This window comes from Metallosphaera tengchongensis (genome assembly GCF_013343295.1).
GTDB classification, from domain to species: domain Archaea; phylum Thermoproteota; class Thermoprotei_A; order Sulfolobales; family Sulfolobaceae; genus Metallosphaera; species Metallosphaera tengchongensis.
In genome coordinates, this window is sequence record NZ_CP049074.1 from 1786027 (window position 1) to 1811761 (window position 25735).

The 25735-nt window shown below is 47.0% G+C and carries 22 protein-coding genes, 1 pseudogene and 1 riboswitch; of the genes and pseudogenes, 14 read left to right on the forward strand and 9 right to left on the reverse strand.

From position 1 onward, the window contains the following. Window positions 1–223 precede the first annotated feature (223 nt). The 5 genes from GWK48_RS09675 (at window position 224) to GWK48_RS09695 (ending at window position 8500) form a co-directional block, all read left to right on the forward strand. Complete coding sequence (locus tag GWK48_RS09675) at window positions 224–4060, forward strand: protease pro-enzyme activation domain-containing protein (RefSeq protein WP_174631794.1); 3837 nt, start codon at window positions 224–226, stop codon at window positions 4058–4060. A 173-nt stretch (window positions 4061–4233) separates the two neighbouring features. Then, window positions 4234–5445, forward strand: a complete 1212-nt coding sequence (locus tag GWK48_RS09680) for an NAD(P)/FAD-dependent oxidoreductase (protein WP_174631796.1) — start codon at window positions 4234–4236, stop codon at window positions 5443–5445. 271 nt (window positions 5446–5716) lie between these two features. Next, complete coding sequence (locus GWK48_RS09685) at window positions 5717–6298, forward strand: hypothetical protein (RefSeq protein ID WP_174631798.1); 582 nt, start codon at window positions 5717–5719, stop codon at window positions 6296–6298. Window positions 6299–6303: 5 nt separating this feature from the next. Beyond that, window positions 6304–7647 carry an ATP-binding protein gene (locus GWK48_RS09690; RefSeq protein ID WP_174631799.1) on the forward strand — a complete coding sequence of 448 codons (1344 nt, stop codon included), beginning with the start codon at window positions 6304–6306 and terminating at the stop codon, window positions 7645–7647. 301 nt (window positions 7648–7948) lie between these two features. Further along, a complete protein-coding gene (locus tag GWK48_RS09695; RefSeq protein WP_174631801.1) occupies window positions 7949–8500 on the forward strand; it encodes a class I SAM-dependent methyltransferase in 552 nt (183 codons plus the stop codon). A 6-nt stretch (window positions 8501–8506) separates the two neighbouring features. Here the strand turns inward: GWK48_RS09695 and GWK48_RS09700 are convergent, their stop codons facing one another. Together GWK48_RS09700 and GWK48_RS09705 are read right to left on the reverse strand one after the other, a co-directional pair. After that, a complete protein-coding gene (locus tag GWK48_RS09700) occupies window positions 8507–9889 on the reverse strand; it encodes an MFS transporter (protein WP_174631803.1) in 1383 nt (460 codons plus the stop codon). Between the two features lie 147 nt (window positions 9890–10036). Then, window positions 10037–10876, reverse strand: coding sequence for an MBL fold metallo-hydrolase (locus tag GWK48_RS09705; RefSeq protein WP_174631805.1), 840 nt, complete (start codon window positions 10874–10876; stop codon window positions 10037–10039). Window positions 10877–11539: 663 nt separating this feature from the next. Between GWK48_RS09705 and GWK48_RS09710 the strand changes: the two genes are divergently transcribed. The 4 genes from GWK48_RS09710 to GWK48_RS09725 all read left to right on the forward strand — a co-directional run bounded on the left by GWK48_RS09710 (window position 11540) and on the right by GWK48_RS09725 (window position 14827). Beyond that, on the forward strand, window positions 11540–12274 hold the full coding sequence (locus GWK48_RS09710) for a hypothetical protein (RefSeq protein WP_174631807.1): 735 nt from the start codon (window positions 11540–11542) through the stop codon (window positions 12272–12274). Continuing rightward, entirely contained in the window at window positions 12271–12777 is a 507-nt protein-coding gene (locus GWK48_RS09715) for a nucleotide-binding protein (RefSeq protein WP_174631809.1), read from the forward strand. Before GWK48_RS09710 ends, GWK48_RS09715 begins: the two co-directional genes overlap by 4 nt. A 183-nt stretch (window positions 12778–12960) precedes the next feature. Beyond that, window positions 12961–14340, forward strand: a complete 1380-nt coding sequence (locus GWK48_RS09720; protein ID WP_174631811.1) for a selenium-binding family protein — start codon at window positions 12961–12963, stop codon at window positions 14338–14340. Further along, window positions 14309–14827, forward strand: a complete 519-nt coding sequence (locus GWK48_RS09725) for a hypothetical protein (RefSeq protein ID WP_174631813.1) — start codon at window positions 14309–14311, stop codon at window positions 14825–14827. The genes GWK48_RS09720 and GWK48_RS09725 overlap by 32 nt, the downstream gene beginning before the upstream one ends. An 86-nt stretch (window positions 14828–14913) precedes the next feature. On the opposite strand, the gene GWK48_RS09730 is transcribed toward GWK48_RS09725, so the two are convergent. From GWK48_RS09730 to GWK48_RS09760, 7 genes and pseudogenes are all read right to left on the reverse strand, one after another. After that, on the reverse strand, window positions 14914–15549 hold the full coding sequence (locus GWK48_RS09730; RefSeq protein ID WP_174631815.1) for a hydrogenase: 636 nt from the start codon (window positions 15547–15549) through the stop codon (window positions 14914–14916). Next, window positions 15542–16486: a respiratory chain complex I subunit 1 family protein gene (locus tag GWK48_RS09735; protein ID WP_174631817.1), complete on the reverse strand. Its 945-nt coding sequence runs from the start codon at window positions 16484–16486 to the stop codon at window positions 15542–15544. Before GWK48_RS09735 ends, GWK48_RS09730 begins: the two co-directional genes overlap by 8 nt. Then, window positions 16483–17691 (reverse strand): annotated as a pseudogene (locus GWK48_RS09740) (proton-conducting transporter transmembrane domain-containing protein); the annotation flags it as partial. The gene GWK48_RS09735 and the pseudogene GWK48_RS09740, both read right to left, overlap by 4 nt. A 147-nt stretch (window positions 17692–17838) precedes the next feature. Then, window positions 17839–18204 carry a hypothetical protein gene (locus GWK48_RS09745; protein ID WP_174631820.1) on the reverse strand — a complete coding sequence of 122 codons (366 nt, stop codon included), beginning with the start codon at window positions 18202–18204 and terminating at the stop codon, window positions 17839–17841. Then, window positions 18201–18812, reverse strand: coding sequence for an NADH-quinone oxidoreductase subunit B family protein (locus GWK48_RS09750; RefSeq protein ID WP_425487479.1), 612 nt, complete (start codon window positions 18810–18812; stop codon window positions 18201–18203). Before GWK48_RS09750 ends, GWK48_RS09745 begins: the two co-directional genes overlap by 4 nt. Further along, window positions 18809–19909, reverse strand: a complete 1101-nt coding sequence (locus tag GWK48_RS09755) for an NADH-quinone oxidoreductase subunit D-related protein (RefSeq protein ID WP_246263949.1) — start codon at window positions 19907–19909, stop codon at window positions 18809–18811. Before GWK48_RS09755 ends, GWK48_RS09750 begins: the two co-directional genes overlap by 4 nt. 5 nt (window positions 19910–19914) lie before the next feature. Continuing rightward, complete coding sequence (locus GWK48_RS09760; RefSeq protein WP_174631824.1) at window positions 19915–21216, reverse strand: proton-conducting transporter transmembrane domain-containing protein; 1302 nt, start codon at window positions 21214–21216, stop codon at window positions 19915–19917. Window positions 21217–21230: 14 nt separating this feature from the next. Continuing rightward, window positions 21231–21310, reverse strand: a riboswitch (Fluoride riboswitch). A 257-nt stretch (window positions 21311–21567) separates the two neighbouring features. Between GWK48_RS09760 and GWK48_RS09765 the strand changes: the two genes are divergently transcribed. From GWK48_RS09765 to GWK48_RS09785, 5 genes are all read left to right on the forward strand, one after another. After that, window positions 21568–21807, forward strand: coding sequence for an AbrB/MazE/SpoVT family DNA-binding domain-containing protein (locus tag GWK48_RS09765; protein ID WP_174631826.1), 240 nt, complete (start codon window positions 21568–21570; stop codon window positions 21805–21807). Beyond that, window positions 21785–22198, forward strand: coding sequence for a type II toxin-antitoxin system VapC family toxin (locus GWK48_RS09770; RefSeq protein WP_174631828.1), 414 nt, complete (start codon window positions 21785–21787; stop codon window positions 22196–22198). The genes GWK48_RS09765 and GWK48_RS09770 overlap by 23 nt, the downstream gene beginning before the upstream one ends. A 59-nt stretch (window positions 22199–22257) precedes the next feature. Further along, window positions 22258–23154, forward strand: coding sequence for a 2-hydroxyacid dehydrogenase (locus tag GWK48_RS09775; protein WP_174631830.1), 897 nt, complete (start codon window positions 22258–22260; stop codon window positions 23152–23154). A 423-nt stretch (window positions 23155–23577) separates the two neighbouring features. After that, on the forward strand, window positions 23578–25266 hold the full coding sequence (locus GWK48_RS09780) for an MFS transporter (RefSeq protein ID WP_174631832.1): 1689 nt from the start codon (window positions 23578–23580) through the stop codon (window positions 25264–25266). Then, a complete protein-coding gene (locus GWK48_RS09785) occupies window positions 25241–25687 on the forward strand; it encodes a MarR family winged helix-turn-helix transcriptional regulator (protein WP_174631834.1) in 447 nt (148 codons plus the stop codon). The genes GWK48_RS09780 and GWK48_RS09785 overlap by 26 nt, the downstream gene beginning before the upstream one ends. Window positions 25688–25735 lie beyond the last annotated feature (48 nt).

Genomic DNA, 25735 nt, shown 5'->3' on the forward strand with positions numbered 1-25735 from the left:
TGTCCTTTTATCAGATCCTCCAATACGGAGAGTACTACAAACCTTCATGCTGTACAGTCAGAGAGTGAACCCCCTTGGTCAGGTGAAGTTATTGATCTTGAGCTTGAGACCATCTCCTTGACAAAATTTCTTTGATGACTAAACCTTCCCCGTGTTTCAAATAATCTATGAAGACTAAACTATTTAGATAAACTATATTAACTAGGTTTAAGAGAAGAATGTAATGTTTAAGAACTATCTAGGAATTGTTCTTGTTTTCGTCTTCATTTTTTCTATTTGTATCACAGTAAATGTACTAAGCTATACTCAAAGCGGTCCTGACTACGTTGCGTACTCACCACATATAAAGTCCCTTCCCGGCAATACGGAGGTAATAGCTACTATTTACCTGCCTCTTCGAAATCAGAACCTCCTTTTCTACTATTCAGAGGAGGTCTCCATGCCCGGATCCCCTCTCTATCACAAGTTCCTGACGCAGTCTCAGGTGAGGTCCCTTTTCTACCCTACTCAAGAGTTTAACGACGTTATGAGTACCCTGAAGGCTCACGGGGTGAACGTGATCTTCGCAGTTGCTGACTCGGTCATAGTAGTTAAGGGCAGAGCGTCTCAACTCTCCTCGGTTTTGGGGGTTCGCTTCTTCCTCTATGACAACGGGACGAAATCCTACTATTTCAGCGAGGGGAACCCTCCCTTCCAGGGTACTGTTATAGGGAGTAATGTGTCAGCCCTCTTCTTCTCACACCCTTCAACGCTTGTAACCACCAAGAACGTAATTAACCTAGAGAAGTCCATAGCCCAGGTCAACAGCACCTTTCCCGTTGAGGGGTACCCTGTGACTTACCTTAGGGGAGCTTACAACATCACGTCGCTCCTCTCAAGGGGTATAAACGGATCTGGATACACGGTCGGGATTTTGGACTTTTACGGCGACCCATACATCCAACAACAACTGGCGTACTTCGATAAGATATATGGTCTTCCAGCGCCTCCCAACTTCTCAATAATCCCCATAGGGCCTTACAACCCTAATCTAGGAATAAAAGCAGGGTGGGCTGGAGAGATAAGCCTAGATGTCGAGTCAGTTCACGCCATGTCCCCTGGGGCCAGCATTATTCTCTACATAGCCAACCCTAACCTACCCCTTTCCTCAATCATAGCCAACATAGTCTCCCAGGACAAGGTTGACGTGCTCTCCCAGAGCTTCTCAATTCCGGACGAGTTAATACCATCGTTGACAGGCTCCCTCTTCTATCAGTGCGTTGTTCTGACAGACCAGTATTACGCAATGGGTAACGCTGAGGGAATTACTTTCCTGGCTTCCAGTGGGGATGGAGGAGGGAGTGGCTACAGCGCAGGACCTTTGGGCTCTGTGGGTTACCCTTCCACTTCCCCCTTCGTCACTGCCTTAGGAGGTACAACTACTTACATTACCTTTGATGGGTACAGCTTTAACGTAACAGCGTGGTCTAACTACGGCTTCGTTCCTCCTGATGCTAACTATGGAGGTAGCACTGGTGGAATAAGCCAAGTGGAGCCTAAGCCCTTCTATCAATGGTCTATCCCTACTCCTAAGGGTTACCCAAATGGGAGGGAGACTCCTGACGTGTCAGCTAACGCCGACGTATACCCAGGGATATTTATTGTCTGCCCAGGAAACGTTACAGCTATATCAGGGGGAACAAGCGAGGCATCGCCCCTTACCGCCGGTCTCCTCACCCTCGTCATGCAGTTCTCTGGTTCCAGGTTGGGAAACCTAAATCCCCTCCTTTACTCCCTGGCTAAGTCCTCTTACTCCTCAGTCTTTGTCCCCATAGAGTTTGGGTACAACATCCCGTGGGTCGCATCTTATGGCTATAACCTCGTGACGGGGTTGGGTCAACTGAACATCGGGAATTTGGCATATTTAACTAAGAGTCAGGCTCAGAAGGAGTTATCAGTTATGGTCAACGATTCTAACGTGTCTGTCCTCATCCCTGGGCAAACCCTAACGGTGACTGCTAACGTCACAATGAACGGGACAGTCTCTACTGGGTCATTTTTCGTTACCCTTGAGACGGTGGACGGGAACGTCTCGACATCTAAGATGTCTTTTGACCCAAGTACTGGACTTTGGACTGCAACTCTCACTGTCCCACAGAACGATCAAGGTGTAACCTTTATCACAGTTTGGGGAGAATCCAATGGTCTTGAGGGGTACGGGTTGTTGGAGGCCTTCTCAGGGTATTTCGCCCAGTTCCTACCTCCTACTCCATTTTCACAGTTCCCGTCTCTTACTCCATATTCTGTCCTATGGTCAGGTTTCGGAATACCTATTGTAGTTAACCTCACCACCCCTACTGGTGCCCTAGCTCCTAACATTACCTTGACGGCTGAGATCTTTTCCTATAACATAACCAATAACTCTTACACCCTGGTAAACACGACCCAACTGAGCTTTAACCCAGCCTTGAATGCGTGGACTGGAATGATCCCAAGCAACATACCTGTTGGTCCAACTCTAGTTGAGATCCAGAACGCCTTCGGATACGTAGCCTTCTTCAACGGAGTAGGACTGTCGAACCTGTTCATACTTCCTCCAACTGTGGCAGAACCAGGTTCAGTTTACCCTGGTCAACCTGTGATAGTAACGGGATCTCTGACTCCACCGTCAAATATTCCCTCCCTAGCCACAGCCCAAAACCTAATGAGCGGGTCTAACCTGACGGCTGAGCTACTGTCTCCATCAGGGAAAGTAGTTTCCACAGCCCAAATACCCTACTCATTTAACCCGTTGAGCCCAGGTTATTTAGGCTACCTCTACGTTCCCAACAATGCGACTCCAGGGCTCTACACCATACTCCTCTTCTCCTCCTACTACTCCTATACCCTAGGTCAAGACATACCAGGGTTCTACTACGGTCAGATATACGTAGCAGGTAAGGTGAGTCCAATCCTCAATTTCTCCTCGAGGTACCTGCTCCAGGGCTCTGTTGTCAAGATATACGCTAAGATTAGTCAGGACGGATCGCCCATCAAGTTTGGAATGTTCTCAGCTACGGTGTTTCCAAACGTTCTAAGCTCAGTGTACAGCTTCTTGTCAAGCATAGTTGAGGTACCCTTATGGTATAACAGCACGTCAGGGATGTGGGAGGGAAACTTGACTCTACCTTCTCCAAACTCCCTCGGTAACTTGTCCTACCTAACCAACGGATATTACTCTCTTCCGTTCAAGGTCCTGGTGACCGGAGTGTCCGCCTATGGAGGGGATACAGCTACCGGCTTAAGCAGAGCTTCACAGTTATTTGTGGAGCCCTACACACTAATCAAGAACGACCCCAGTTACACCCAAATACAAACCTATGACGTTGCGTTCCAGAACGACACCATAACTTTGGACGGGAACATGTTTAATGACTTGTTCCTCGGCAACAACACGATTTTAGACAGCAACCTGGTCATTACGTCCTCTAATGACACTGGAACACTTCTCATTAAGGATTCCTCTGTTACGCTTATTGACGTCCAGGCGACGAGGATAAACGCCGTAAATAGCACAGTGAAGCTGGTGAGCTCATCTGTGGAGTACATCTCCCTCAACTCATCAAGGCTTCAGTCGATCCAGTCGAGCTACAGTAAGGTGTACCCCTCACCTCCTGTGATCTCAGTGGGTCTGAAACCATTCCAGAACCTGACTGGTACTATCTCCTTCCCAGTGACGGTTCAGGGAAGTTCCGTGAGTAACGTAACGGTTGAGCTTGACGGTGTCCCAATAGCTACCTATAACGAGAACGGTACTCACTCTGTGACCTTGAACACTACGCTCTATCCTGACGGTAACCACGTGCTTACGGTCTTAGTGCAGCAAACGGACGGGGTTAGCTCAAAGGTATCCCTAGACCTACTCTTCCAGAACCAGTTAAGCGTCCTGACCCACACCGTCACGGTGTTCAACAATGTCACGCAACAGCACCTGAGGAGCCTTAGCTCAACATCAGCTGAGAGCTTGTACCTGGGGGTTATAGGATTAGTGGTCGGCCTAGTAGCCCTAGCTATAGCCCTGTTGTCATTAAGAAGAAAGTAGTTCTCCATCGCGTCCCTGTAACTAGTTTTTAAGTCAGCTCTTTTTTATGTTTTCCAATAAAAATAGAGCTATTTCTTCATTTTCATTACCTGCCTGCCTTTAAGTCTCAATAAGACGAAATTAGTAAGATAAACTTAGTGAAACCTTATATTAAACAGTAACCTACTCCGTATATGGATAAGCATGCGGATTACGTCATTATTGGAAGCGGAGTTGCGGGGTATCACGCCCTCACCGAGCTCCTATCTAAGAAAGTGATAATGATCACGTCTGATCAAGACTTCCCTTACGACAGGCCACCCTTGTCAAAGGAATACCTTAGGGGAGAGGTGGAAAAGCCCTTCTTTAATCCCCCTGAGTTTTACGCGGAGCATAAAGTGGAGATCATGTTGAACACTGAAGTGGAGAGGATAGATAACACCTCCAAGGAGGTCGTCCTGAAGGGTGGCAGGTCAGTATCCTTCGACAAAGCCCTTATAGCTACAGGTGGGAGACCAAGAAAACTTAACGTGTCTGGGGAGGAACTACCTGGGGTGAAATACCTGAGGTCATTAAGGGACTGCGACTCCATTAAGGAGAGTATTGCCAAGGGGGTCAAGAGACCTGTGATAGTAGGAGGAGGCTTCATAGGGATCGAGGTGGCGTCAAGTTTAGTTAAGCTCGGTTTAAGGCCCACCATAATCGAAGCGTTACCCCACATATGGACTTCATTCGTTAGGGAGGATATTTCAAAGCACGTGATGAGTTACCTACAGAGCAGAGGTATAGAGATAATTACTGGAGAAGGTGTTAAAGAGATCGTGGGGAGGAGCAAGGTGGAGGGGGTAGTGACTCAAGGGGGCAAGAGAGTTGATGGTGACCTAGTGTTGGTGGCAGTGGGGATACTCCCTAATGTGGAAGTCGCCCAAAGGAGCGGGATCGCAGTGGAGAATGGCATCCTGGCAGATGAACATCTGAGGACATCCTTTAAGGACGTTTACGTGGCAGGAGATGTAGCCAACGTGATGGATCCCATAACTAAGAAGAGGAGGAGAATAGAGCATTGGAACAATGCCCAGTACACTGGGGTTATTGCTGCCAAGAACATGATGGGAGGGGAAGAGAAGTATGATTTCCTCTCCACTGTTTGGTCTGACATCTTTGATCTGCATATAGAATCTGCAGGGGAGACCAGGGAGTACGAAGATTACGTGCTGAGGGGTAACGTGGACTCCAACTCCTTTGTTTCAATCTACCTGAAGGGAGGAGAGGTTTGTGGATATGTAGCCTTCAACAGGGACGAGAGGGAACTCTCTACCCTCAACAACCTCATAGTAAAGAGGGTTCCAGTCTCCAACTTGAAGGAAAAACTGAAGGACCAGTCGTTCGACCTCTCATCAACGTGACGTAACCGGACTTCCACGTGTGAAGTAACTCCCGGATATGGGGCAAGTAGAGTAATTCGGTCAGTAGTTTTTTGTCGAACAGGAAATAGCAGATTTTAAGTTAGTGAGGGGTGAGATCATTATAACAACATAAACAATGCGAGTAAGGTACTGAGATCTAGGCTAGCGCTATATGTTCGCTGTCATCTCCTCTTATTTCTTGCCGGACACTTCATAAAGATAAACGAAGCCTCGCCATTCAGGGCGGGGAGTCAGAAATATAGTTGGTAAGGTGAAGGTACAAAACAGAAGCTCTTGGGGGACAAGAAGTTTTGGTATTATATCCCCTGCCCTATTTAAGTCCACTGAAGGGAATACCAATTACATGTTGAGGACTGGTAATATCCTAGGTGCTTTTAGAAGCTCACTCCCAACTTTATTTAGTAGTGTAGTGGGGTCTGTACAGGGTCACCTTAAGCTCTCATCAATGCCTAATTTCAGCTCCGACTTCGCTCAAGCCTCTAGAGCGAGGAGCGGTAGGACAACTAAGGTCCCTTCCAGTCCTGAAGATAAGATAGACCTGGTCCTAAAGCAGATAACTGAGCTGAGGGAGGAGGTTAAAAAGATGCAAGATCTCCTCTCTCGGGGAAAGAGAGTTAATCACCTTCAGTTTGAGCAGGTATACGAAAGGGTCAGGGACAACCTAGGTTACGCCCACCTCCAAGCCATTAGAGTAGAACTGGGTGTAAGCAAAGAGGAGTTTTACTCTAACCTAAGGGACTACATTGAGGAGAACTACGACCTAATAGCAGGTGGAGATGAAGGTTACGTGAGGCGGGGTTCCATTTACGGGATAATAAAGAGGAAGAGATGAGTACTATGATATGTTCAGTACCTAAAGTTACCGTAACAACCTGGAGTAGCGGTAACGTCATACTCGCAGGGCCAACGTACAAAGGCTACCTGGAAAAAGCGCAACAAGTTGTGAGGAATAGGGACACCGCCTCCATAATCGGCCAACCTGGCATGGGTAAAACTACCATCCTCAAGAAGCTCCAGGAATCCGTTGGCCACACCATGTTTTTCCTGGATTTAGCAAGCAAGGGCTCCATTGAGGAGGAGTTCTGGAGCAAGGTGGACCCTAGCTCGTTGAGGGCTAAGACGTTACCTAAGTTAAAGGAGATTAGCGGAAAGTTGGGGTACGGTTTCTTGAAAAAGCTAATGGGCGTAAAGTTTGAGGATTGGCTCTCAAAGTCTTGCGGAAAGCTAGACAACTTGAACTTGAGACTTTATTGTTTGGATTACCCGAGGGACTTTGACGGAATGTTAAAGATGCTCTCCGACTACAGGCAGATTGAGGACGTAGGTCTTCTAATAGATGAAGTAAGGGAGTCACACATCCCCAAGATCCACAGGTTGATTAATGCTGGTCTGGGGATTCCAGTAGTTATGGCTATCCCAACTGACTCCTACAGCAGGGTGACGGACCTCGCCATAAGGAGGAGATTAGACGAGAGTAGAATTTCCCTGGACAGAGCTCTCACAGGTGAGGACATTCGGGAAATAATAGACGCCTATTGCCACCCGCTGGTTGAGGACCTCTTCCCCATAGTAGCTTCCCTTTGGAACGGAGGGGAGCTTAACACTGTAAGTTCGATCCTTCAGTACGTGAAGTCCCAAGTGGAGGGTTTTGAGAAGGAATGCGCCGGGGATATATCCTGCGTAAGGGAGAAGCTAAAGAGCTCCCATTCCCTGAAGAACCCTGACGAGGACTCCAAGGAACTGGAGAAACTGGTGAGGGAGACGCTTTACTCCGAGGCTAAGGACTTGGGGATCAGCTACGTCCATATGAGGGGTAAGAGGGTCGAATCCGGAGGGAAGTACCTGGTCGTAGGCCTTTTCTTCCTCAAGGACGATCTGGCCTATCTAGGAGAGGTGAAGCTAATGAACGACGATAGGGACTCCGACGAGGAGGTGAAGTTACTTTCAGGAGTCAACACCGTTGAACACGATAAGAAGAACTACGTCGTAGGTGGAAGGTTTGTGATAACAAACTCCTCCAAACTTGCGACAGAGGGCAACGTGACTAAGATACAAGTGTCCACTCTAGAGGTGGTCAGAGTCCTTCACGGAGATTCGGAAATGTTAAGGGAGATAGTGAGGAGTTTCCATGGTGCTCTTTTCCAATCTACTAGCTCCAAGGTAGCTGAGACTGTAGCTTGAACAGTTTCCCATGATAAAAACATGATACTATTTATTCCATCTCTGGGAGTAAATCATCTAAAACGTGATTGAGGGGTCAGGGTCGTCTTGGGAGAAGCCTCCGTGAAGAAAATCTCTAGAGAGCGTTAGTCGCTAACTTTGAATCTACCCATATCCACTGAAAGAAGGCATATATTCTTCCACATGTCAAGGGCATTCGAATTAGTCCCGGTCAAGATCATCACGCATTGCTCCCCTCCATATCGTCTAAACCCCTAAAGGTGAGGGTTATCCCTTTTCTATTCCCACATCGAAAGTCATTGTGTCATCTCTTTTCGAGAGCATACATGCGTGGGACTACAAGCCTTACAGGAGAATGGGCGTAACGGTTGATGAGGAGTTGTTTTACAGTAAGATCCTTACTAAGTTTGTAGAGGTTATAAATCCCTCCAACGTCCTCGAAATAGGGTGCGGTAACTGTCTCTTTACTTTAACCTTGAAGACTATGCTCCCCAAGCTGAACCTCACTTCTCTAGATCTCTGGAACGATGAAATAACAACTCAAGAGGTAAGAGGTTACCTGAGAGGTGTAGATCACCAACTGGTGCAGAACCTCTTTCCTCTTCCCTTCAGGGATGGGTTCTTCGACTTAGTCTACGTCCCGCTATACTTCTACAACGTAACGAGAAATCTCAGAGAGGACTTATCCAAGGAAATCCATAGGGTAATAAAGTCCAATGGGTTTCTTATCCTAATTGATTTGGAAATAGTGAGAAAAATGAGGAAGAGTTTCCTAAACGCCGGCTTTAAGGAAAGGGATTACAGGGTTAATCAGGGGATCTTTTTCTCGTTGATGGAAAAAACTTCGTCTTAAATCCACCTAAACAGCTCTCTCAGAGACCAAACTCTCACCAGAGGTTTCCTCAAGTCCACGCCCTTTGGTCTCCGGTATGGATAGGTAAGTTAAGACTGCTGCAACTATGGCCACTACGGAAAGGAAAGCTACTGAGAAGGCCTCACCGTACTCTTTAAATAGTGCAGGGAACACGAAGGCAGTTAGCGCTGCACCCAATCTTCCTGACGCAACGGTCAGAGACTGGACGAACCCCCTTATCTTGGTAGGGGCTAGCTCAACCCCAAGGATCCCAGACGCAGACACGGATCCAGGTCCAGCTTGAGAACCGAAGTTTTGTAGACCGTACAGTATGAATGCTAACGATGGAGAAAAGGCCATTCCAGATGAGTTCCTATACAATGCGAAGGAGATCAAGGATATTGCCATAATGACGAATCCGATAACTTGAAGGGGTCTTCTACCTACCCTGTCAATTAGGGAAAGGGCAACTAAACCACCAGGGATAGTGAAAGCGCCCTCTATGAGGAACTGGAACACGGCGGGACTTACCCCTAGGCTTTGGGCTATTAGGCTCGGACCGAAAAGTATCCCAGAATAGGCAACTATATCAAATAGAAACCAAAGCAGACATGCAGAAATAAAGAGCTTCCAGTTTTGGGCAAAATATGTGGTCCAGCCATTGTTGTCCTTAAGATCTTGTTTAACCTTTACTTCCTCTCCCGTTACTTCCTTTATCACTCTCTCAACTCCTTGAGTGTCTCCCCTTATCCTTCCAAGGAACCTAGCAGTCTCAGGTATCTTCCTCCTCAAATATATTACGGCAGCTGAGGGTACAGCTCCAGCAGCTAAGACGATCCTCCACACCAGATCAGGGGGGAAATGTAGTGCTTGCAATCCTAAATATAATGCTGCAGCTAGTGTGGCTCCGAAACCCCAGAACAGTCCGAACCCTAAGGCTATGGCTTTACCTCTGTCCTTAGCGTTTGCGTGTTCAGCCATTATCATCGGGGAAAGGACGTAATCGGCCCCTACTCCCACTCCCAAAAGGAATCTTACGAGTATGAGCTCTGTAGGACTCGTAACAAACGCCTGAAGCAGGGCGCCCACTGTCATGAGCGTTACGTCGAGTCCATAAAACTTCTTTCTTCCCATGTTGGATAGGAAGCCGAAGATAATAGCTCCAATGGCAGCTCCAATCAACGCGGAACCAGAGATCGCTCCAGTCAAGGTTACGTAGTCTGGCGACTTCGGAGTGATCCCAAACTCTCCCAACACCAGTAGGAGGACTATTCCAATGGAGGAAAGATCATAACCATCGGTAAAAACTCCCATCCCTGTAGTTACGAGAGACTTCAGGTGGAAAAAGGAAAATTTCTTTTCGTCAAGCGGCTTAAATATGTCTTTCATGACAGTAGTTAAGTTTACGGAGATATAGGAATTATCTCTTTAGAGTTATTATTATTATATAGTAACTATAGACCCATATAGTCAACGGGACATATATAGATTGTAGATTTAGATAATCAATCGTCCCCACATTTTATTTAAAAGATCTTAGGATATATCCTCAAAGTTGAGTACTGAACCCACTCCTGCTTCTTGATATTTCTCTCCAGCCAGTACCTTGGCTAAGTTACCGCTACAGTGGGCTGGGCTTATCTTGATCACCTCAGTCTTTAGTCTATCCATGACCTCCTGCACCTCCTTAGGATCTGAGGACAGTAAATGAAGCCCACCTACAGTTCCAATCACCTTCCTAACCCCCGTAACCTCCCTAGCGTGGTTAAGGACGTTCAGAATGCCTGAGTGGCCGCAACCGGTCACAATTACCAACCCCTTATCCTTGACGTTGATGTAAAGGGCCGTGTCGTCGAGCATAAGGTCGGGCGCGAGTCCCGCATCAGTGGCCTTGTACATCCCCTTCACGTACCTAGGAAAACCGTAGTTCTTCACCTCTCCGCTAAACATTATCCCACTGGCGAACTCAATGGGTTCCCTGGTCAAGATTGGTCTAAATTCCTCATCTATGGCCACTGGGAGACCGATGTACTCCATCTTGTCCCTCCAGTTTATGAATTTCCTGTCGAAAATACCTGGGTGAGCGAGGATGACCTTACCCCTCAGTTTACGTCTTAATTCTTCGTTTCTTAACCCACCTGTGTGATCAAGATGTCCGTGACTCAGGACTAAGTAGTCAACGCTCTCAAGGTCTATTCCTAGGGCCCTCGAGTTGTGGAGTAAAGGTATGCCTGAGTTTCCAACGTCGTAAAGTATCTTTGCATTATCTGTTTCAATGTACGCTGAAAACCCCCACTCGCCCATGAGGGGTGGCATTAGCGTGGAAGAGAAGTTATCGCTAAGAATAGTAATGGATAGTCTAGAGACAGTCTTCATATTCTGTATTTTTGTCTTAGCCTCTTTATATCTTTGACAGAGGTTTTAGATTGAAAAGCCCCTTCAAATTTTTGTTAAAGACCTTTAATTCAGTTGGTTTCAAGGTTATCTTACTAGGGGTTTGGGTCTCACCGGATTTGAAGTCGTTTGGTATCAACCCTCAACCCTTGGGCTTCACAGGAGTCGTGCGGGGAGCTCGCTCTCACCTCCTCCGCCCCAAGGGGTGACCTCGACCCACCTAGGAAAGGGGGAACACGGAAACCTTTGACTGTCTATATGTTTTACCAGCCTTTCGGGATACAGGCCCACACCTGGGGCTAGACTTCTTTGCGGTTTATAAAGTCTTCAACAACCCAGATCATATAGACATGATGGTCTCACTGAAACTGTTCGCTACGGCATCACATCTCTAGTCACCAAGGGAGGATGTAAAACGTAGGTAATAAGCCCCTATAGACTAAGCAATAGACAGTGGGTGTATCCATAGGCTTACCCTTCGAGAATGAGACAAATTGAGTCATACGCCTAAGGGGATGAAGAGGATTCCCTGCTTAGGGCTTAAATTAAGTATCCAAAGTGGTATTTCCACCTGTCCTAACCACGTAAACCCATTTACAGGATAAGTTCTAACGCTTAAAAGTCCGGCTTTTGATCCATTAGTCAATGGAAAGAATTTATGCGTCTGACCTCCTTCAGACCAGTCCGCCTACAACCAACTATGTAGACCTCGTCATGGACTCAAGTGAGGTGAAAGCGCTATTCGACATTCTAGTAATGTACAAGAAGGTCTCCCTTCACCCCTTACCCAACACACTCAAGGACACCCTAGAACTGGGAGGAAGTCTCAGGGAAAGCGGTGTCTTCGTCTCAATAGAAAACTCTCCTTTCTCATTTGAGAGAAAACTCAGGAGGAGCAGTCCAATACCCTTCAACCTTAAAACTCTACCAAACTACGCAGAGATGACGTGGAGGGTCGACCCTGCAATTGGGGTGGAAGCTGTTGAAAGTAAAAACGGTGATAGCTATGTCATAGGGATAGACTTCCCCATCCCCGATCCTAGAACCGGCGTTTTAGGGTACATTCTGAACAAGAGAACTTACATCGTTATGGACAGATATGAGGAGAAGGTATCTTCAGGTAAGGTAGTAGGGGAACTGGGAGGAGAAACCTACTTAGTTAGACCTAACCGCTGGATGACGGATCTAGTAACGTTGAGGATCCAAGGTATGGAAGCCGGTAAGGTTCTTGTGAACTCCAACGAGCTGTTCTGCAGACCTTTAGGGTCTTACTTCATCCCTGTAAATAGGGAGGAGGTGTTTAAGATTCTAATTTCCTTGAGGATGCGGAACAGTCAATTCTCCCTTGACTGCTTAAAGTTTATAGGTGAGCTGGCTTGAGAATCGCAGTTGTCGGAAGGAAAGGAGGGACCGGGAAGTCGACAGTAGCTATCTACACCTTGTTTAAATTGAAGGAGATGAAGTATAGGGTATGGTTAGAAGACTTCAGCGTCAGTAAGACTTCCAGCGAGTACCTGAAGAAGGTCGGTTTCAGGGGAGATCCAAAGCCCAAGTTCACAATTCTGGACTCTCCTCCGAGCGACGTCCAGAGGGATCTGACAATACTGGTCTCAGAACCTCAAGTGCTATGGATGGAGAAGGACAACGCAGACGTTTTGGTACTGAACAAGGTTTCTCCGCTCCCTGACAGGTTCATGGAAGAGGTGAAGTTAGCCCAGGCAAATGTTGGGAGGTTCAAGCAGGTCTTCATGGTTCCTTTCAGCGGCGCTCTCTTCTCAGGGGAACTGACAACTGAGCCCTCCTTGGACAGAGTTGTCATGGGTATTTTGGGACAGGAAAAGGGTAGCCTGATCCTTCCAATGGAGAGCTTTCATAATGTTTAGACTGGGAAGACTGAAAGAGTTGGACGGCGGATTCAAGGTAAAACTGAGCTCCTTTCAGCATGTCGCTCCCCATCCGTAGTTATTAACGACCGTTCCTAAAGCCGTAAAAGATAAAATTTTCAAAAGATGTGCAAGTTTTGCATATATAACAAAGTATTTATTATACACATTTAACTTGATAATATGGGGATATCCTTCAAGTTAGACCCGACGTTTTATCCCTCAGCGAAAGAGGCTATGAGAGCTAAAGCCGAAGATCTAGCGTACGTAGCGTGCCTATATGAGGGAACAGGTATAGGTAAACCCGACTACGTTGCAGTCATTGACGTGAATCCGAACTCCCCAACTTACTCCCAAGTTGTAGGGAAGGTTCAACTACCTTACGTGGGGGACGAACTTCACCACTTCGGATGGAACGCCTGTAGTTCATCGTTATGTCCAAACGGTAAACCCGGGCTAGAGAGGAGATATCTCATAGTCCCTGGGCTCAGGTCATCCAGAATATACGTGATCGATGTTAAGGAGGATCCGAAGAACCCAAGAATAGTAAAGGTCATAGAACCAACGGAAGTTACGGAAAAGTCCAAGTATAGCCGGTTGCACACAGTTCATTGCGGTCCCAACGGTATTTACATAAGTGCTTTCGGAAACCCTGAAGGGGAAGCCCCAGGGGGGATTCTGGTCCTGGATCACTATAGCTTTGAAGTGTTGGGGAGATGGGAGATTGATAGGGGCGATCAAAGCCTAGCATATGATTTTTGGTGGAACCTTCCCAACGGTGTTATGGTGACAAGCGAGTGGTCAGTTCCTAACGTCATTGAGGATGGTCTCAAACTTGACCACCTCAAGGAGAGGTACGGGAATAGGATACACTTCTGGGATCTAGAAAGAAGGAAGAAAGTCCACTCCCTAACTTTTGGGGAGGAGAACAGGATGGCCCTTGAGCTCAGGCCATTTCACGACCCATCCAAGATGATGGGTTTCGTCAATTTAGTAGTGAGCCTAAAGGACTTGAGCAGCTCCATATGGCTGTGGTACCAAGAGCAGGGAAAATGGGAAGCTCAAAAGGTCATTGAGATCCCTGCGGAGAAGCCTGAGGGCAACGTGCCAGAAATTTTGAAGCCCTTCGGTATGGTCCCACCCCTGGTCACGGATATAGACCTTTCCTTGGACGATAGATTCCTATACCTAAGCTGTTGGGGGACTGGTGAGGTGAGAAAGTACGATGTGACCGACCCATTCAAACCGATCCTCGTGGGGAAGGTCAGGCTCGGTGGGATTGGGAGAGGAGAACCTCATCCCTCGACCTCAGAGCTATCTGGGGGACCCCAGATGTTGGAGGTGAGTAGGGACGGAAGGAGGGTCTACGTGACCAATTCCCTTTATAGCTCATGGGATAACCAATTTTACCCAGATGGAATAAGAGGATGGATGGCTAAGTTGAACTCTGAGGACGGACTATCGGTAGAGAGGGGCTTCCTTGTGGATTTCGGAGATGCTAGGGCTCACCAGGTCAGACTGAGGGGAGGAGATGCTTCTTCTGACTCCTATTGCTATCCTTAGCGTGTCCGTGCTAGATGGGCTAAACCCTTTCAAGGGAGGGTTTTTCTCGTTGTACTTCAGGAGGACGGGTCAAAAGTGGGCATCGTTGGCGTGCCCACCCATGTACACTCTTTTAGCATACTCCTTTTCCTTTGTCTTCATGTCACTGAAGTTGAGCTCATGGAATTCCTATTGGGGAATCTCCATGGTACTGCTACTCTGCGCAATAACTAGGATAGTAAATTACAGGTATCACGTTAACCTGGACGTAAGAGTTTCAATGACGAGCATGGTAAGAAGGTCTCTCCTTTACTCCATAATGGATCTGGACTTCCTTATCGGTGGGGTGGCCCTTCTCTTAGGGGTTAGGTACTTTCTACCGTTTTTGATAACAAACGTGTTGAGCAGGTACCTAGGGTCTCTACTAGCTCACAGACTGTTCAGGACAAACTTTGAGATTTTGACTTCAATATCAATTGCGCTAGTTGCCCTGAGCATCCTAGCTTAAACTTTCTATTCACGACCTAATCCATTTGAGGGAAAGTCAATGCGTTAAAGGAAAAGTTTCAGAGTTTTTGGACCCTCAAGGGTTCACTATCCCATCAGTTCCTCCATAGGCTCATGCTCTCTCTTTTCCACTATCACGATGGACGATATCACGACCAACGCTAGGACGTCCAAAAAGACCGTAACGTCTATCAGCAAGGGAGGAGGGATCAGGAATATTCCCAAAGCTACTAGGGCGTTCTCTAGCTCAACATATCCGAGAATGTGGGCAACTGTGGATTTTCTAGACGCAATAAGGAACATCCCTTGGAAGAACAGGATAAAAGGTACGGATATCTCCACTACGTTGACGCCAGGGAACACCCTAGATAGAACCAGAAATGTTATCACTAGGGAGGCAGAAAAGAAGAAGACTGTGTTAAGCACAAAGGTTGAAGTAATCCCCCTTATCTTTTCCCTTTCCCAATTCCTAAACTTAGCGACCCTTAGAAGAACCATGGGTGTCAGTAAAGACCTAGTTAGAATGATGATCCCTCCTAGAACGAGTAGGTCTTCCTGTTTATACACTATACCCAAGACCGTTGAGAGAAGAGCAACCACTGAGGACTGTATCCCTATACCCTTGATGGACGGTACAGGGAACGCTTGACCTTGTATATATAAAGCTGTTACTGGTAGCAGAAAGGAGATGATAACTATCCCTTGCTGCAACTGGTCAACCATTGTCTATCACCGTGAGAATTAACGAGATGATGGAGAGGACCAAAGCCACTGTCAGAAAGTCCTGTACTTTGAACAGTCTGAACTTAGCTAGCGAAGTCTCTATGACGACCGTCAAGACAATGAGGAATATCCACTTTGCGAACATTATACCCAAATCCAACACGGCGCCCAATGGACCGGTAAGGAGACCCCATGGTAACATAAATACATTGAGGAAGACTGACCCCAACAAATAAGACTTCATGTAACTCCCCCATTTTAGGAGAGACAGTCTAGACCCAGAGTACTCGTAAATCAGCGAGTCATCTATTATACCCATCTCAGCCAATCCTGAGCTTTCGAGAGGTAACCTCCCCGTTTCGAATAGCCATAGCATGAAAAAGGCTACAGTCGCTGATATGTGGGGCAGAAGGAGGTAATTTCCCAAGGACTGCACGAATTCCATGGTAACGTAAGGGTTGTTGGTACCAGTTATTAGCGCTACTGCAATGAACACTGAGAAAAGGGTTGCCTCCCCGAGGTAGGAGAAGGAAAGGACTCTGCTGACGCCTAGGGTAACTAGGTTACTGGAGCTTTCCATAGCCTCGTAAACTTTTATGAAAGCAGCTAAAGAGAAAAGTAATGCTCCCCCTAGGAAGTCCACTGTAGGTGTTAGAAACACAGGTCTAGGGTAAACTACTGGTATCACGAACGATATAATGACATAAATAGAGAACACTAAGTATGGACCGTAGATGAACAATACCCCTGCATTACCTGGTAGCAGGAACTCCTTCTTGAAGAGTTTAGTTATGTCGTAGTAGGGTTGAAATATACTTGGACCTCTCCTTCCCTCCACAGTAGCCTTCAGTCTCTCCATTATCCCAGCATAGAGAGGGGATAGAAGGATTGTCCCTAGAACTTGAGCTAGAGTCTCCACTACTGTAGCCAGGATCATAGCGTCACCACCAGGATGAGGATAATGAAAGCTAATATCATGTAGACCATGTACCATGACAACGAACTGTTCATGTAAACCCTTGAGAAGACCCTAGAGAACCTTGAGTAAATCTTGGATAAGGAGACGATGGCAATCCAGAAAACGTCCGCACTGGTCTCAAGAGCATCTCCTACTTTAGTCCTTAGGATAGTCCTAAGCATCAACCTGATGTTGTTAGCTATTCCAAAAGACGTGTAAGTTAGCTTGTTACCTGATCCGTTATCCCAAGGCTCTACCCTCCTTGTTTTACTCTTGCCGAAAACGAGAACAACGGCGGAGGGTACTACTATTAGCAAAACAAGTACGTATATTGGAGATATTCCACCGAAGGAGCCTTGGGAGTAACTAGAGACTAACACAGATCTTCCAAACATTCCGAGGTTCGGAATGGAAGCGGAAGCAGGGGAAATGACATAGCTCAGGAGAGCTAGGATCGGCATAAGCATTCCAATCAGTGCAATTAACCTTCCCTTACCAGTCCCCTTTGGTCTAACTAGGGAGGTGAAAGAGGCGAACCTTGCCATAGCTCCAGCGGCAAACCCCTCCCCTAAGCCTATTAAGACTCCCGCTATCAAGGGGTCAAGTGCAAGCACTCCCTTTAAGGAGATACTTTCCATGAACAAGGTCTCCAAGAGAGACCAAACAGCTACTCCTCCTATAGTGGGTAAAAGACCAGACATCGAGGCGGTCAACAACACAGTCCCTAATTCAAGAGGAAGGCTTTTTTCCGTCGTTAAGTTGGACATAGACTCACCCTTAACATATCCAGTCACCAGAAATAGACCGGTCTTTGCCAGGGAATGGGCTATAACGTAAACCGATAAGCTGAAGAAGGCGAAAGCTCTCAACAGCGCGTCGTTGGTCAGCTCAATTGAACCTAGGGCAGCCAATATGGCCCCGTTATTTTCTATCGTACTGAAGGCTAGCATGCCCTTAACGTGATCAGATACGTAGGAGTAAAGTGCCCCAAATAATACGGAGAAAGCGCCAGTAAGGGTCAAGAACAAGCCTACCCCATCCGATTGGGGGCTAAGGCTCATCATCTTGAATATCCCGTATATTCCTGTGAGGGTCATTGAGGCGCTTAACACGGAGGATAGACTGGGCTTAGCGTTACCGTGGGCTAATGGAAGCCACTCTACTACCAAGAACGGAAATACTCCGGTTTTAAGGAGGCAGGTTTCACTCTTCTGTCCTTTGGAGAACTCAGTACGGTATTTCTAATTACCGGTTTCCTGTTTGCGTATCTAGATACTGGAACCCTCAAGTTTGAAGAGATAAACAATACTCTTCCGCTATGGTTTACCACGTTAGGGTGGTTTCCATTCCCTCTTATAGTACCCAATAGATGCGTAAGCAAAGACAGTCATTACTTCCCAGCCCGTGAGAAATTGTAGATAGTTTTTGGAGAGTAGGGTTACCATTATCCCTAGTACAGTACCTGAGAAAGTTAGGGAATACCACCTCTCTTGTTCATGAAACGCAGAGAAGATTGAGGAGAGAAGCCACACCGAGCCGGAAACGAGATAAAAGACCTTGAATTCCCCTGCACTCAGCCCATATATGATAAAGAACAATGATGCTATGGCTGTAGAAGTGAACGAGACCTTAGCTTTCCAGAGGGAGATGATAAGGGAGAAAATCATGATTCCTAATGCAATAAGCTCTGGAGTCAAATCCCTTCCCCTCCCTTGGCCTTTACTAGAGCTCTGAGGATTGATTCAGGAGTTGGAGGACATCCAGGAATAAGGACGTCACCGCGCACATCGGGTGGGACCCCCATGACTCCTCCACTCAACGCACACACTCCGAGGAGAATTATGAGCTTTGGCTCTGGCATGGCATCATATGCCCTTCTCAGGACTTCCTCCATTCTTGGTGACAGAACTCCCATAACAACCAGAGCGTCAGCGTGTCTAGGAGTATTTGTGAAGAATATCCCAAACCTCGTCATGTCGTACTGGGGAGAAGAGATAAGCCTAAGCTCTACGTTACATCCACCACACGTTCCAACGTCAATGGGATACAGATAAAAGGACTTCTTAAAGGTTGGCTCCTCTTTCTCCACCTTGAATCCTAAGGGTTTACCTGTCGGAGACAACGCGGTTTCGCAATGCCTGCAGAATACGCATTTGTTTGGATACCACTCTCCTCCACTTATGGCACCAGTGGGACATTTCACTTCCCCTTTTTCCCTCCACTCTAAGGTAGAGGGCCAAAGCACCTCCGGAAATCTCTTTTCTGTGACGACTCCCTTCTTAATCCCTCTAAGGAACCAGTTCAAGATAAGGACACCTCCAGCTCAGATATCCATATCCCGAAACTCTCCCAATTGAAAGGGAAGTCAGTGAATATGTTCCCTCGCATGGTCCTCAGGAAGAGCTGACTGTTTACCCTAGACGGAGGAAACAAATGTAACTCCTTTACTTTCCCTTGATCCAGTTGGATTAAGTACGCTAAATCGCCCGAAGGACTCTCCACTCTTCCCAATCCAGTCCCTGATCCCTTAGGAATATCATAGCGTACAGGTTTAAACTCTAAACCTTCTAGGATTTCCATGGAAACCTCTATCTCCCTCAACCTAACCATCATTCTGCTGAACGCGTCTCCATCTTTTTCAACTACTATCCTAAAGCCATAGTTCGTGTATTTGAGATCTGGAACCTCTGATCTAGCGTCGTAATTCATACCAGCTCCTCTAGCAGCAGGTCCGATGGCCCACTCCTCCCTCACTATACCGTTCCCCTGTAGTCTGTCAATGAATATTCTGTTGTTTGTAAGATCCCAAATTTCCTCTAAGTCTATTTTTGGTACCTCTAACTTCTGACATCTGGTTCCACCGAGGAAGTTAGCACCTAGGAAATATCTATGCCCGCACGACTTGGAAATTGCTCTGTTAACCTCCTCAATGTAATATAGGAGCCTGTACGAGGGTACGAGGAAGGACGCTGCCTCCGCGAGCCTCTGGATAACAAGGAGGTGATTTCTCACCCTTTCGAGTTCCAGCTGAGCTATCCTAGACTCCAGGACCTCCTCTGGAGGGTTTACATCCAAGGCATCTTCGACTGCTGACAGAAAGGCGATAGTATGGGACGCAGAAAAAGGCACGTTAATTCTCTCAACTTTCATGAGGACCTCATCCGGGGCGAGGTCCCTGACCCTAATTTCCCTGGGCTTGTAACTTAATCTTTCAATCTTTTCAATGGACTCTCCGTAAGTGAGAATTTCAAACGCTACGCTCTCCAGTAAACCTCCGGTTGATGGACCGTAAAGAAAATTAAAGGACCCATAGCCACCTTCTACCTGTAAATTTGGTGGATACCTACACGGTCCCTCCGTTAGGCCTTCTGATGTGAGACAGTAAGGTCCCAAATCACCCACAATCCTCAAGGCAGACCACCAACAAGCAGATATATTCCTATGGTAAGGGGTACAAGAGCGGTCATGAGAGCTAAGACACTTAGAGATTTACCCTCTTGCCCTTTCCAATTACCCTTGAAGATCATTCTAGAAACGTGATAGTTAACTGAGATAAACGCTAGGGCCAAGGATAGCAAAGTTACGAAGAATTGAGCAACCATATGGCTCCCAAGAACGTTGTATAGTATCAAGAATTCCCCAAAGAAATTTGCAAAGGGAGGGGCTCCGGTGACTGCGAGAGATGACATAAGAAGTCCGGCAGAGGTCATAGGAGAGGAGATGAGTCCATACTCGTTGATTTGCTTCGAGCCCACGGTTCTCATTATGGCGCCGGAAGCGTAGAATGCGCCAGCCTTGGCGAAGGCGTGAGAGACTAGGAGTATAGCAATTCCCATGGTAGACGAAGTTGATATTCCCAGGATGGCTACCCCCATGTTCTCTATGGTTGAGTAGGCGAACATTCTTTTGTAATACCTTTGACCTGCCATCATTAGTGACGCAACTAAGACGGAAATGGTTGCGGTCCAACTGTAAACTGATTGAAGGGGTGCTATGACGTATATTAAGTGAAGGATGTAAACTGCCACAGGCAGTAGGACTCCAGAGAACATTGCACTTACGGCTGGAGGAGCTTCGCTGTGAGCGTCAGGGAGCCAGGTGTTAACTGGAAATAACCCAGCTTTCGTCCCAAACCCCATTAGCGCAATAACTGACGCTAAGGCGAAAAGAGGAGAAGCGTGGGGGTAGAGAATAGACGAGATCTGCAAGGTGTGGAGTCCAAAATAAAGCAGGATCAAAGATATGAAGGCGAAGGTTATTCCAGTGGACACTATTATCACATATCTCCAGCCCGCCTCTAGAGCCTCCTGCGTCCCTTCATGAGTGACGAGCAACACTGAGGAGATGGTGGTTGCCTCCAACCCAACCCACATGAGCCCTAAGTTGTTCACGATAAGTGTAAAGAACATGGAGGCAGAAAACATGTTCATGAAGTAGAAATAGTTCCTCTCCCTTAACTTGTCCACTCTCTCGTATATCACGGAGTATACGGTAGAGGAGAAGTAAACACTAGCCACCATAACGAGGAAGTACCATGTGAACCTAGTCACGTAAAGGGTAGGTGTGAATACTGGTAGGTCAAAGTATGAGATCAAGGAAAGCGTGAGGGTCAAAACTGACGAGGCTAAACTTGAGTACTTAACTTTCCAAATAAATACGTTACTTAAGAGCGGGACTATTACCAGCAGGGCTTCAGTTAAACCATTCAACCTATCTCACCGTTCATGAGATAGGCGTCATCAGCCCTCACACATCCGGCGGTTTGGACCCGAAGTCCAGGGGGACGCCATCCCCTACTCCTGTAGGAGCGACTCTCTTACAGAACATGGTCTTAAAAAACTAACGGCTAGGGCCCTGTTAACTCGCATTCACCAGTATCTTGTTCCGCGGAGATATCCCTGTGTTATCTGTCTGACCTCCTCCCCGCCCTAAAAGGCGAAATTTGCCGTTCTATTATCATATAGAAGGGTAAACCTAACCCTCTATGGGGGTCATTTGGGTACGTGGAGTATAACTTACAGTGCAGTTAAACTTAAATTATAGTTAAACTAACCCTACATATGGAAGTGAAGGTATACAAGAAAGGAATAGTTGTGTTACCATTGAGCGTCAGGGAGAGGATCAACATAAGGGAGGGATCCAGGTTGGAGGTGGAAATAGTTGATAACGCCATAGTCCTCAGACCAAAGTCTACTCTACTTGAGGCTTTCGGTGTTGATGATAAGGAAACTGGGAAGAGGCTAGTTAAGGAATTGGAAGAAGATAGGAGAGTTGAAATTGAAAAAGAGAGTAGTTATTGACACTGGTTTCTTTTTCATCTATTTTTCTGGTTTAAACGATAGGGCAAAGGAGCTGATGATAGAAATCTATAACGGAAGTTCGTTGGCCATGACTACTGACCTCAACTTAACTGAATTTTTCTACAATTATTCAAAAATAAAAGGGGCAGAGGCCAGTAAGGTAAAGACTTCATTGATATTGGGTTCGCCCATCAAAGTAGTTCCAACCGATAAGGATTTGGCCTTGAGGGCTGGCCAACTAAAGGTTCAAAGCAGTTTCCTTTCCATTGTAGACTGCTATGTAATATCCTTAGCTGAAAGGGAGGGTGCAAAGATCTATACGACTGACTCCGGAATCAAGAAGGTGTACGCAAACACCGTTTTGTTGTTGGAGGATAGCGAGCCACGGTAAACTTCCCCAGGGATGCCAATAGGAATAGGGTCTAAATACCTCTACAGAAGATTATACCTATGATAATCTCATTAGAGAAACTTCCTGAGGAATGTGGTTCTATACTTAGAGAGTTCGAGGTTAGGGACTCTGATGTGGAGCCTTACCTTCAAGATGCCGAAGTTCTCATGACGTGGCCTAGTAAGGCAGCGAGCTTTATCTCAAAAATGCCTAAACTAAGGGTGATCCAGACCTTCTCTGCTGGTGTCGATGACCTTCCCTTCCAGTACCTCAATGGTGTAACTGTACTATCCAACGCAGGCGCGTACTCAACTTCAGTGGCTGAACATGCGTGGGCTCTAGCCCTCTCCTTGGCAAAGGGGGTCAATTCCAAGAGGAGGGGCTCGACTTACTCTGTGACAGGTAGAGTAGCCTTGATCGTAGGTGCTGGGGGTATAGGGTCGGAGATTGCTAGGATTGCGATGCGGGGTTTTTCCATGAAGGTAATAGGTATCTCCAGGTCATTCAGGAGACCGGAGTTCTTCGACGAGAGGTTGACTCCAGACCAACTGCCAAGAGTCATATCGAATGCAGATTTCGTCTTTGTCTCTCTTCCATTAAACAGATATACGAGGGGTATCTTGAACTATGAGGTTCTAAAGGCCATGAAGGAGTATACCATACTGGTGAATGTAGGTAGAGCTGAGACCATAGTGGAGGAGGACATCTTTAGGCTCCTCAAAGAGAGGGACGACCTTAGGTTCGGTACTGACGTATTTTGGAGAAAGGAAGGTAAGGAGAACTTCGAAAGTCCTCTTTGGTCACTACCGAACTTCGCCGGAACACTTCACACTGCAGGAGCTTCAGCTAGTGGGGAGACATTAAGGCAAGCTATGATAAGCGCGTGCAAAAACCTAGCTACGTACTTGAGGGAGGGAAAATCGGATAACTTGGTAAAGTTGGAGGACTACCTTTGACGATTTTAGGGTCTGGTCAGCCAAGTGAGGGATCGTCTACACCCCGTTTAAGCTTTTTGTGTCTGTCCAAGCTGATGAAACAAGGGATGGTTTCGTACATGACTACTTGGGGGAAGTTGGACTCCATCTCATAATCCGGGAGGGTTTGAGGAAATAACGTGAAGATGGATCTGAACTCCGTACCAATGGGGAGTCCACTGAGCCAGATTTTTGGCTTGTTCCCCTCAATTAATAAAAAGAACGGTGAACCTCGTCCTTTGGGGAAAGGAGGAGGTCAGACAAGCGTGCATAGGACCTCAACCCAGTCGGAAGTTCCTAAACACTACTTTTTTCTTAATCCCAACCGTCGAAGACGTGGAGAGAAAAGTGATCAGAAACTTGTCCTAGCGAAAGATTAAATAACTAATAGTTAGATCATTAATTATGCAATACAAATGGGTAGCACTCAGTAACACGACCCTAGGAGTTCTAATGGCTACAATTAACGGTACCATCACCATAATTTCCTTGCCTGCAATATTTAGAGGAATTGGGATCAACCCATTAGCCCCTACTTCCTTCCAGTACCTCCTTTGGATACTTCTAGGTTACAATGTGGTGACAGCTTCCCTCCTACTATCCTTCGGCAGGCTCTCAGACATATACGGTAGGGTTAGGTTATACAACCTTGGCTTTGTTATCTTTACGGTTGGTTCTATACTTCTCTCCATGACCTTCGGAACAGGGGACGTAGCAGCCCTCCAATTGGTGTTGTTCAGGATAATCCAGGGGATAGGGGGAGCTTTCCTTATGGCTAACAGTGCAGCAATACTAACTGACGTGTTCCCCTTAAACGAGAGGGGGAGGGCACTCGGAATAAACCAGGTAGCAGCCCTGGCAGGATCTTTAATAGGGTTGATCCTAGGGGGCATCCTCTCAGTCATAGACTGGAGGTACGTCTTTCTGGTTAACGTGCCAGTGGGTGTGTTCGGAACGCTTTGGAGTTACCTTAAGTTGAAGGAGACCAGTCAGAGAGTCGGCGAAGGAATAGACCTGGTAGGCAACGTGGTCTACGCGTTGGGTTTAACCCTAGTGTTGATAGGAGTGACTTACGCCCTTATGCCCTACGGAAACTCGGAGACCGGGTGGGGTAACCCCTCAGTCCTAGCCTCCCTAATTTCTGGGTTAGCACTTTTGGCTTCTTTCCCATACATCGAGACCAAGGTCAGGTACCCCATGTTTAGGATGGAGCTCTTTAAGATAAGGCTGTTCACTGCGGCTAACTTTGCCGGTTTCCTCAGATCCGTAGGCTACGGTGGACTCATGATCATGATAGTTATCTTTCTCCAGGGTATATGGCTACCTCTCCACGGTTATTCCTTCTCCTCCACTCCATTCTGGGCTGGGATATACACTATACCCCTTATGCTGGGCTTTGTGTCTGCAGGTCCAGTAAGCGGATGGCTATCGGACAAGTTCGGCTCTAGGGGGTTAGCCACGGCCGGGATGCTGATCGTTGGAGCGGGGTTTTTAGCGCTTTCTACCTTACCCTATGACTTCAGTTACCCTGTCTTCGGTTCAATTATCTTTATGATAGGGGTCGGGAACGGAATGTTTGCGTCCCCTAACACCTCATCGATAATGAGTAGCGTTCCTGCGAAGCACAGGGGGGCTGCGTCAGGGATGAGGTCCACCCTCCAGAACACCGGACAGACGGTCAGCATAGCCATCTTTTTTACCATTGTTATTCTATCATTGAGCAGCTCGTTGGGACCTTCCATTTCTAACGCCTTAGTGCAGGCAGGAGCGCCACAACTGGCGTCCTATGTGTCAAGGGTTCCTGTTACAGGTGCGTTATTCGCCGCTTTCCTGGGGTACGATCCAGTTAAAACCATCCTGACGTCCCTTCCACCCTCTGTGGTCTCCCAAATACCCTCATCTGTAATCCAATTGATAGAGCAGAGGACCTGGTTCCCTCAGGCGATTGCACCTAGCTTCATGTCAGCAATGAGGGAGGCCTTCTACTTCGGGGCCTTGCTATCCTTCATAGCAGCAGTGACTTCCGCCATGAGGGGCAAAACTAAAATATTGGAGGAGGTTGTTCAATATGATGCAGAGAAAAAGAGAAATTGAGGTCTTAATTAGGATCTCCAGAATCTACAGGGCCATGAAGAGGGAGTTCAACAGGAGGCTAGAGTCCCACGGCATGACGTACGTTGACTTTCTCATACTCATGAGCGTAAAGGAGTCCCCTAAGTCCATGGTGTATCTTGCCCGTGACGTCCTAATGACGCAGGCAGGGGTCACTGCAGCGGTCGATAGGCTAGAGGAGAGGGGGTTCGTTAGGAGGGAAAGGGACAGGCAGGACAGAAGGATAATAAATATAACCATCACAGAGGAGGGAGTGAAGGCCACGGAGGAGGCCATTAAAATCTACGAGGAGATGGCTGAGGAGCTTCTTAGGGACATGAGCCAAGAGGAGAAGACTAAACTCATAGACCTCTTAGACGTCCTTTACGAGAAGATAAACAAGGAGGAAAAAGCAGTGGAGTGAGCCTTAACCTGATTTCATAGGATCGCAGTGTGCGCAGTATGTCAGCCC

What these genes read in the sequence shown, in the direction of transcription:
- GWK48_RS09675 (WP_174631794.1), top strand. Translation starts at nt 224, where the DNA reads ATGTTTAAGAACTATCTAGGAATTGTTCTTGTTTTCGTCTTCATTTTT.
- GWK48_RS09680 (WP_174631796.1), top strand. Translation starts at nt 4,234, where the DNA reads ATGGATAAGCATGCGGATTACGTCATTATTGGAAGCGGAGTTGCGGGG.
- GWK48_RS09690 (WP_174631799.1), top strand. Translation starts at nt 6,304, where the DNA reads ATGATATGTTCAGTACCTAAAGTTACCGTAACAACCTGGAGTAGCGGT.
- GWK48_RS09700 (WP_174631803.1), bottom strand. Translation starts at nt 9,889, where the DNA reads ATGAAAGACATATTTAAGCCGCTTGACGAAAAGAAATTTTCCTTTTTC.
- GWK48_RS09705 (WP_174631805.1), bottom strand. Translation starts at nt 10,876, where the DNA reads ATGAAGACTGTCTCTAGACTATCCATTACTATTCTTAGCGATAACTTC.
- GWK48_RS09710 (WP_174631807.1), top strand. Translation starts at nt 11,540, where the DNA reads ATGGAAAGAATTTATGCGTCTGACCTCCTTCAGACCAGTCCGCCTACA.
- GWK48_RS09720 (WP_174631811.1), top strand. Translation starts at nt 12,961, where the DNA reads ATGGGGATATCCTTCAAGTTAGACCCGACGTTTTATCCCTCAGCGAAA.
- GWK48_RS09725 (WP_174631813.1), top strand. Translation starts at nt 14,309, where the DNA reads ATGCTTCTTCTGACTCCTATTGCTATCCTTAGCGTGTCCGTGCTAGAT.
- GWK48_RS09730 (WP_174631815.1), bottom strand. Translation starts at nt 15,549, where the DNA reads ATGGTTGACCAGTTGCAGCAAGGGATAGTTATCATCTCCTTTCTGCTA.
- GWK48_RS09735 (WP_174631817.1), bottom strand. Translation starts at nt 16,486, where the DNA reads ATGATCCTGGCTACAGTAGTGGAGACTCTAGCTCAAGTTCTAGGGACA.
- GWK48_RS09765 (WP_174631826.1), top strand. Translation starts at nt 21,568, where the DNA reads ATGGAAGTGAAGGTATACAAGAAAGGAATAGTTGTGTTACCATTGAGC.
- GWK48_RS09775 (WP_174631830.1), top strand. Translation starts at nt 22,258, where the DNA reads ATGATAATCTCATTAGAGAAACTTCCTGAGGAATGTGGTTCTATACTT.
- GWK48_RS09780 (WP_174631832.1), top strand. Translation starts at nt 23,578, where the DNA reads ATGCAATACAAATGGGTAGCACTCAGTAACACGACCCTAGGAGTTCTA.
- GWK48_RS09785 (WP_174631834.1), top strand. Translation starts at nt 25,241, where the DNA reads ATGATGCAGAGAAAAAGAGAAATTGAGGTCTTAATTAGGATCTCCAGA.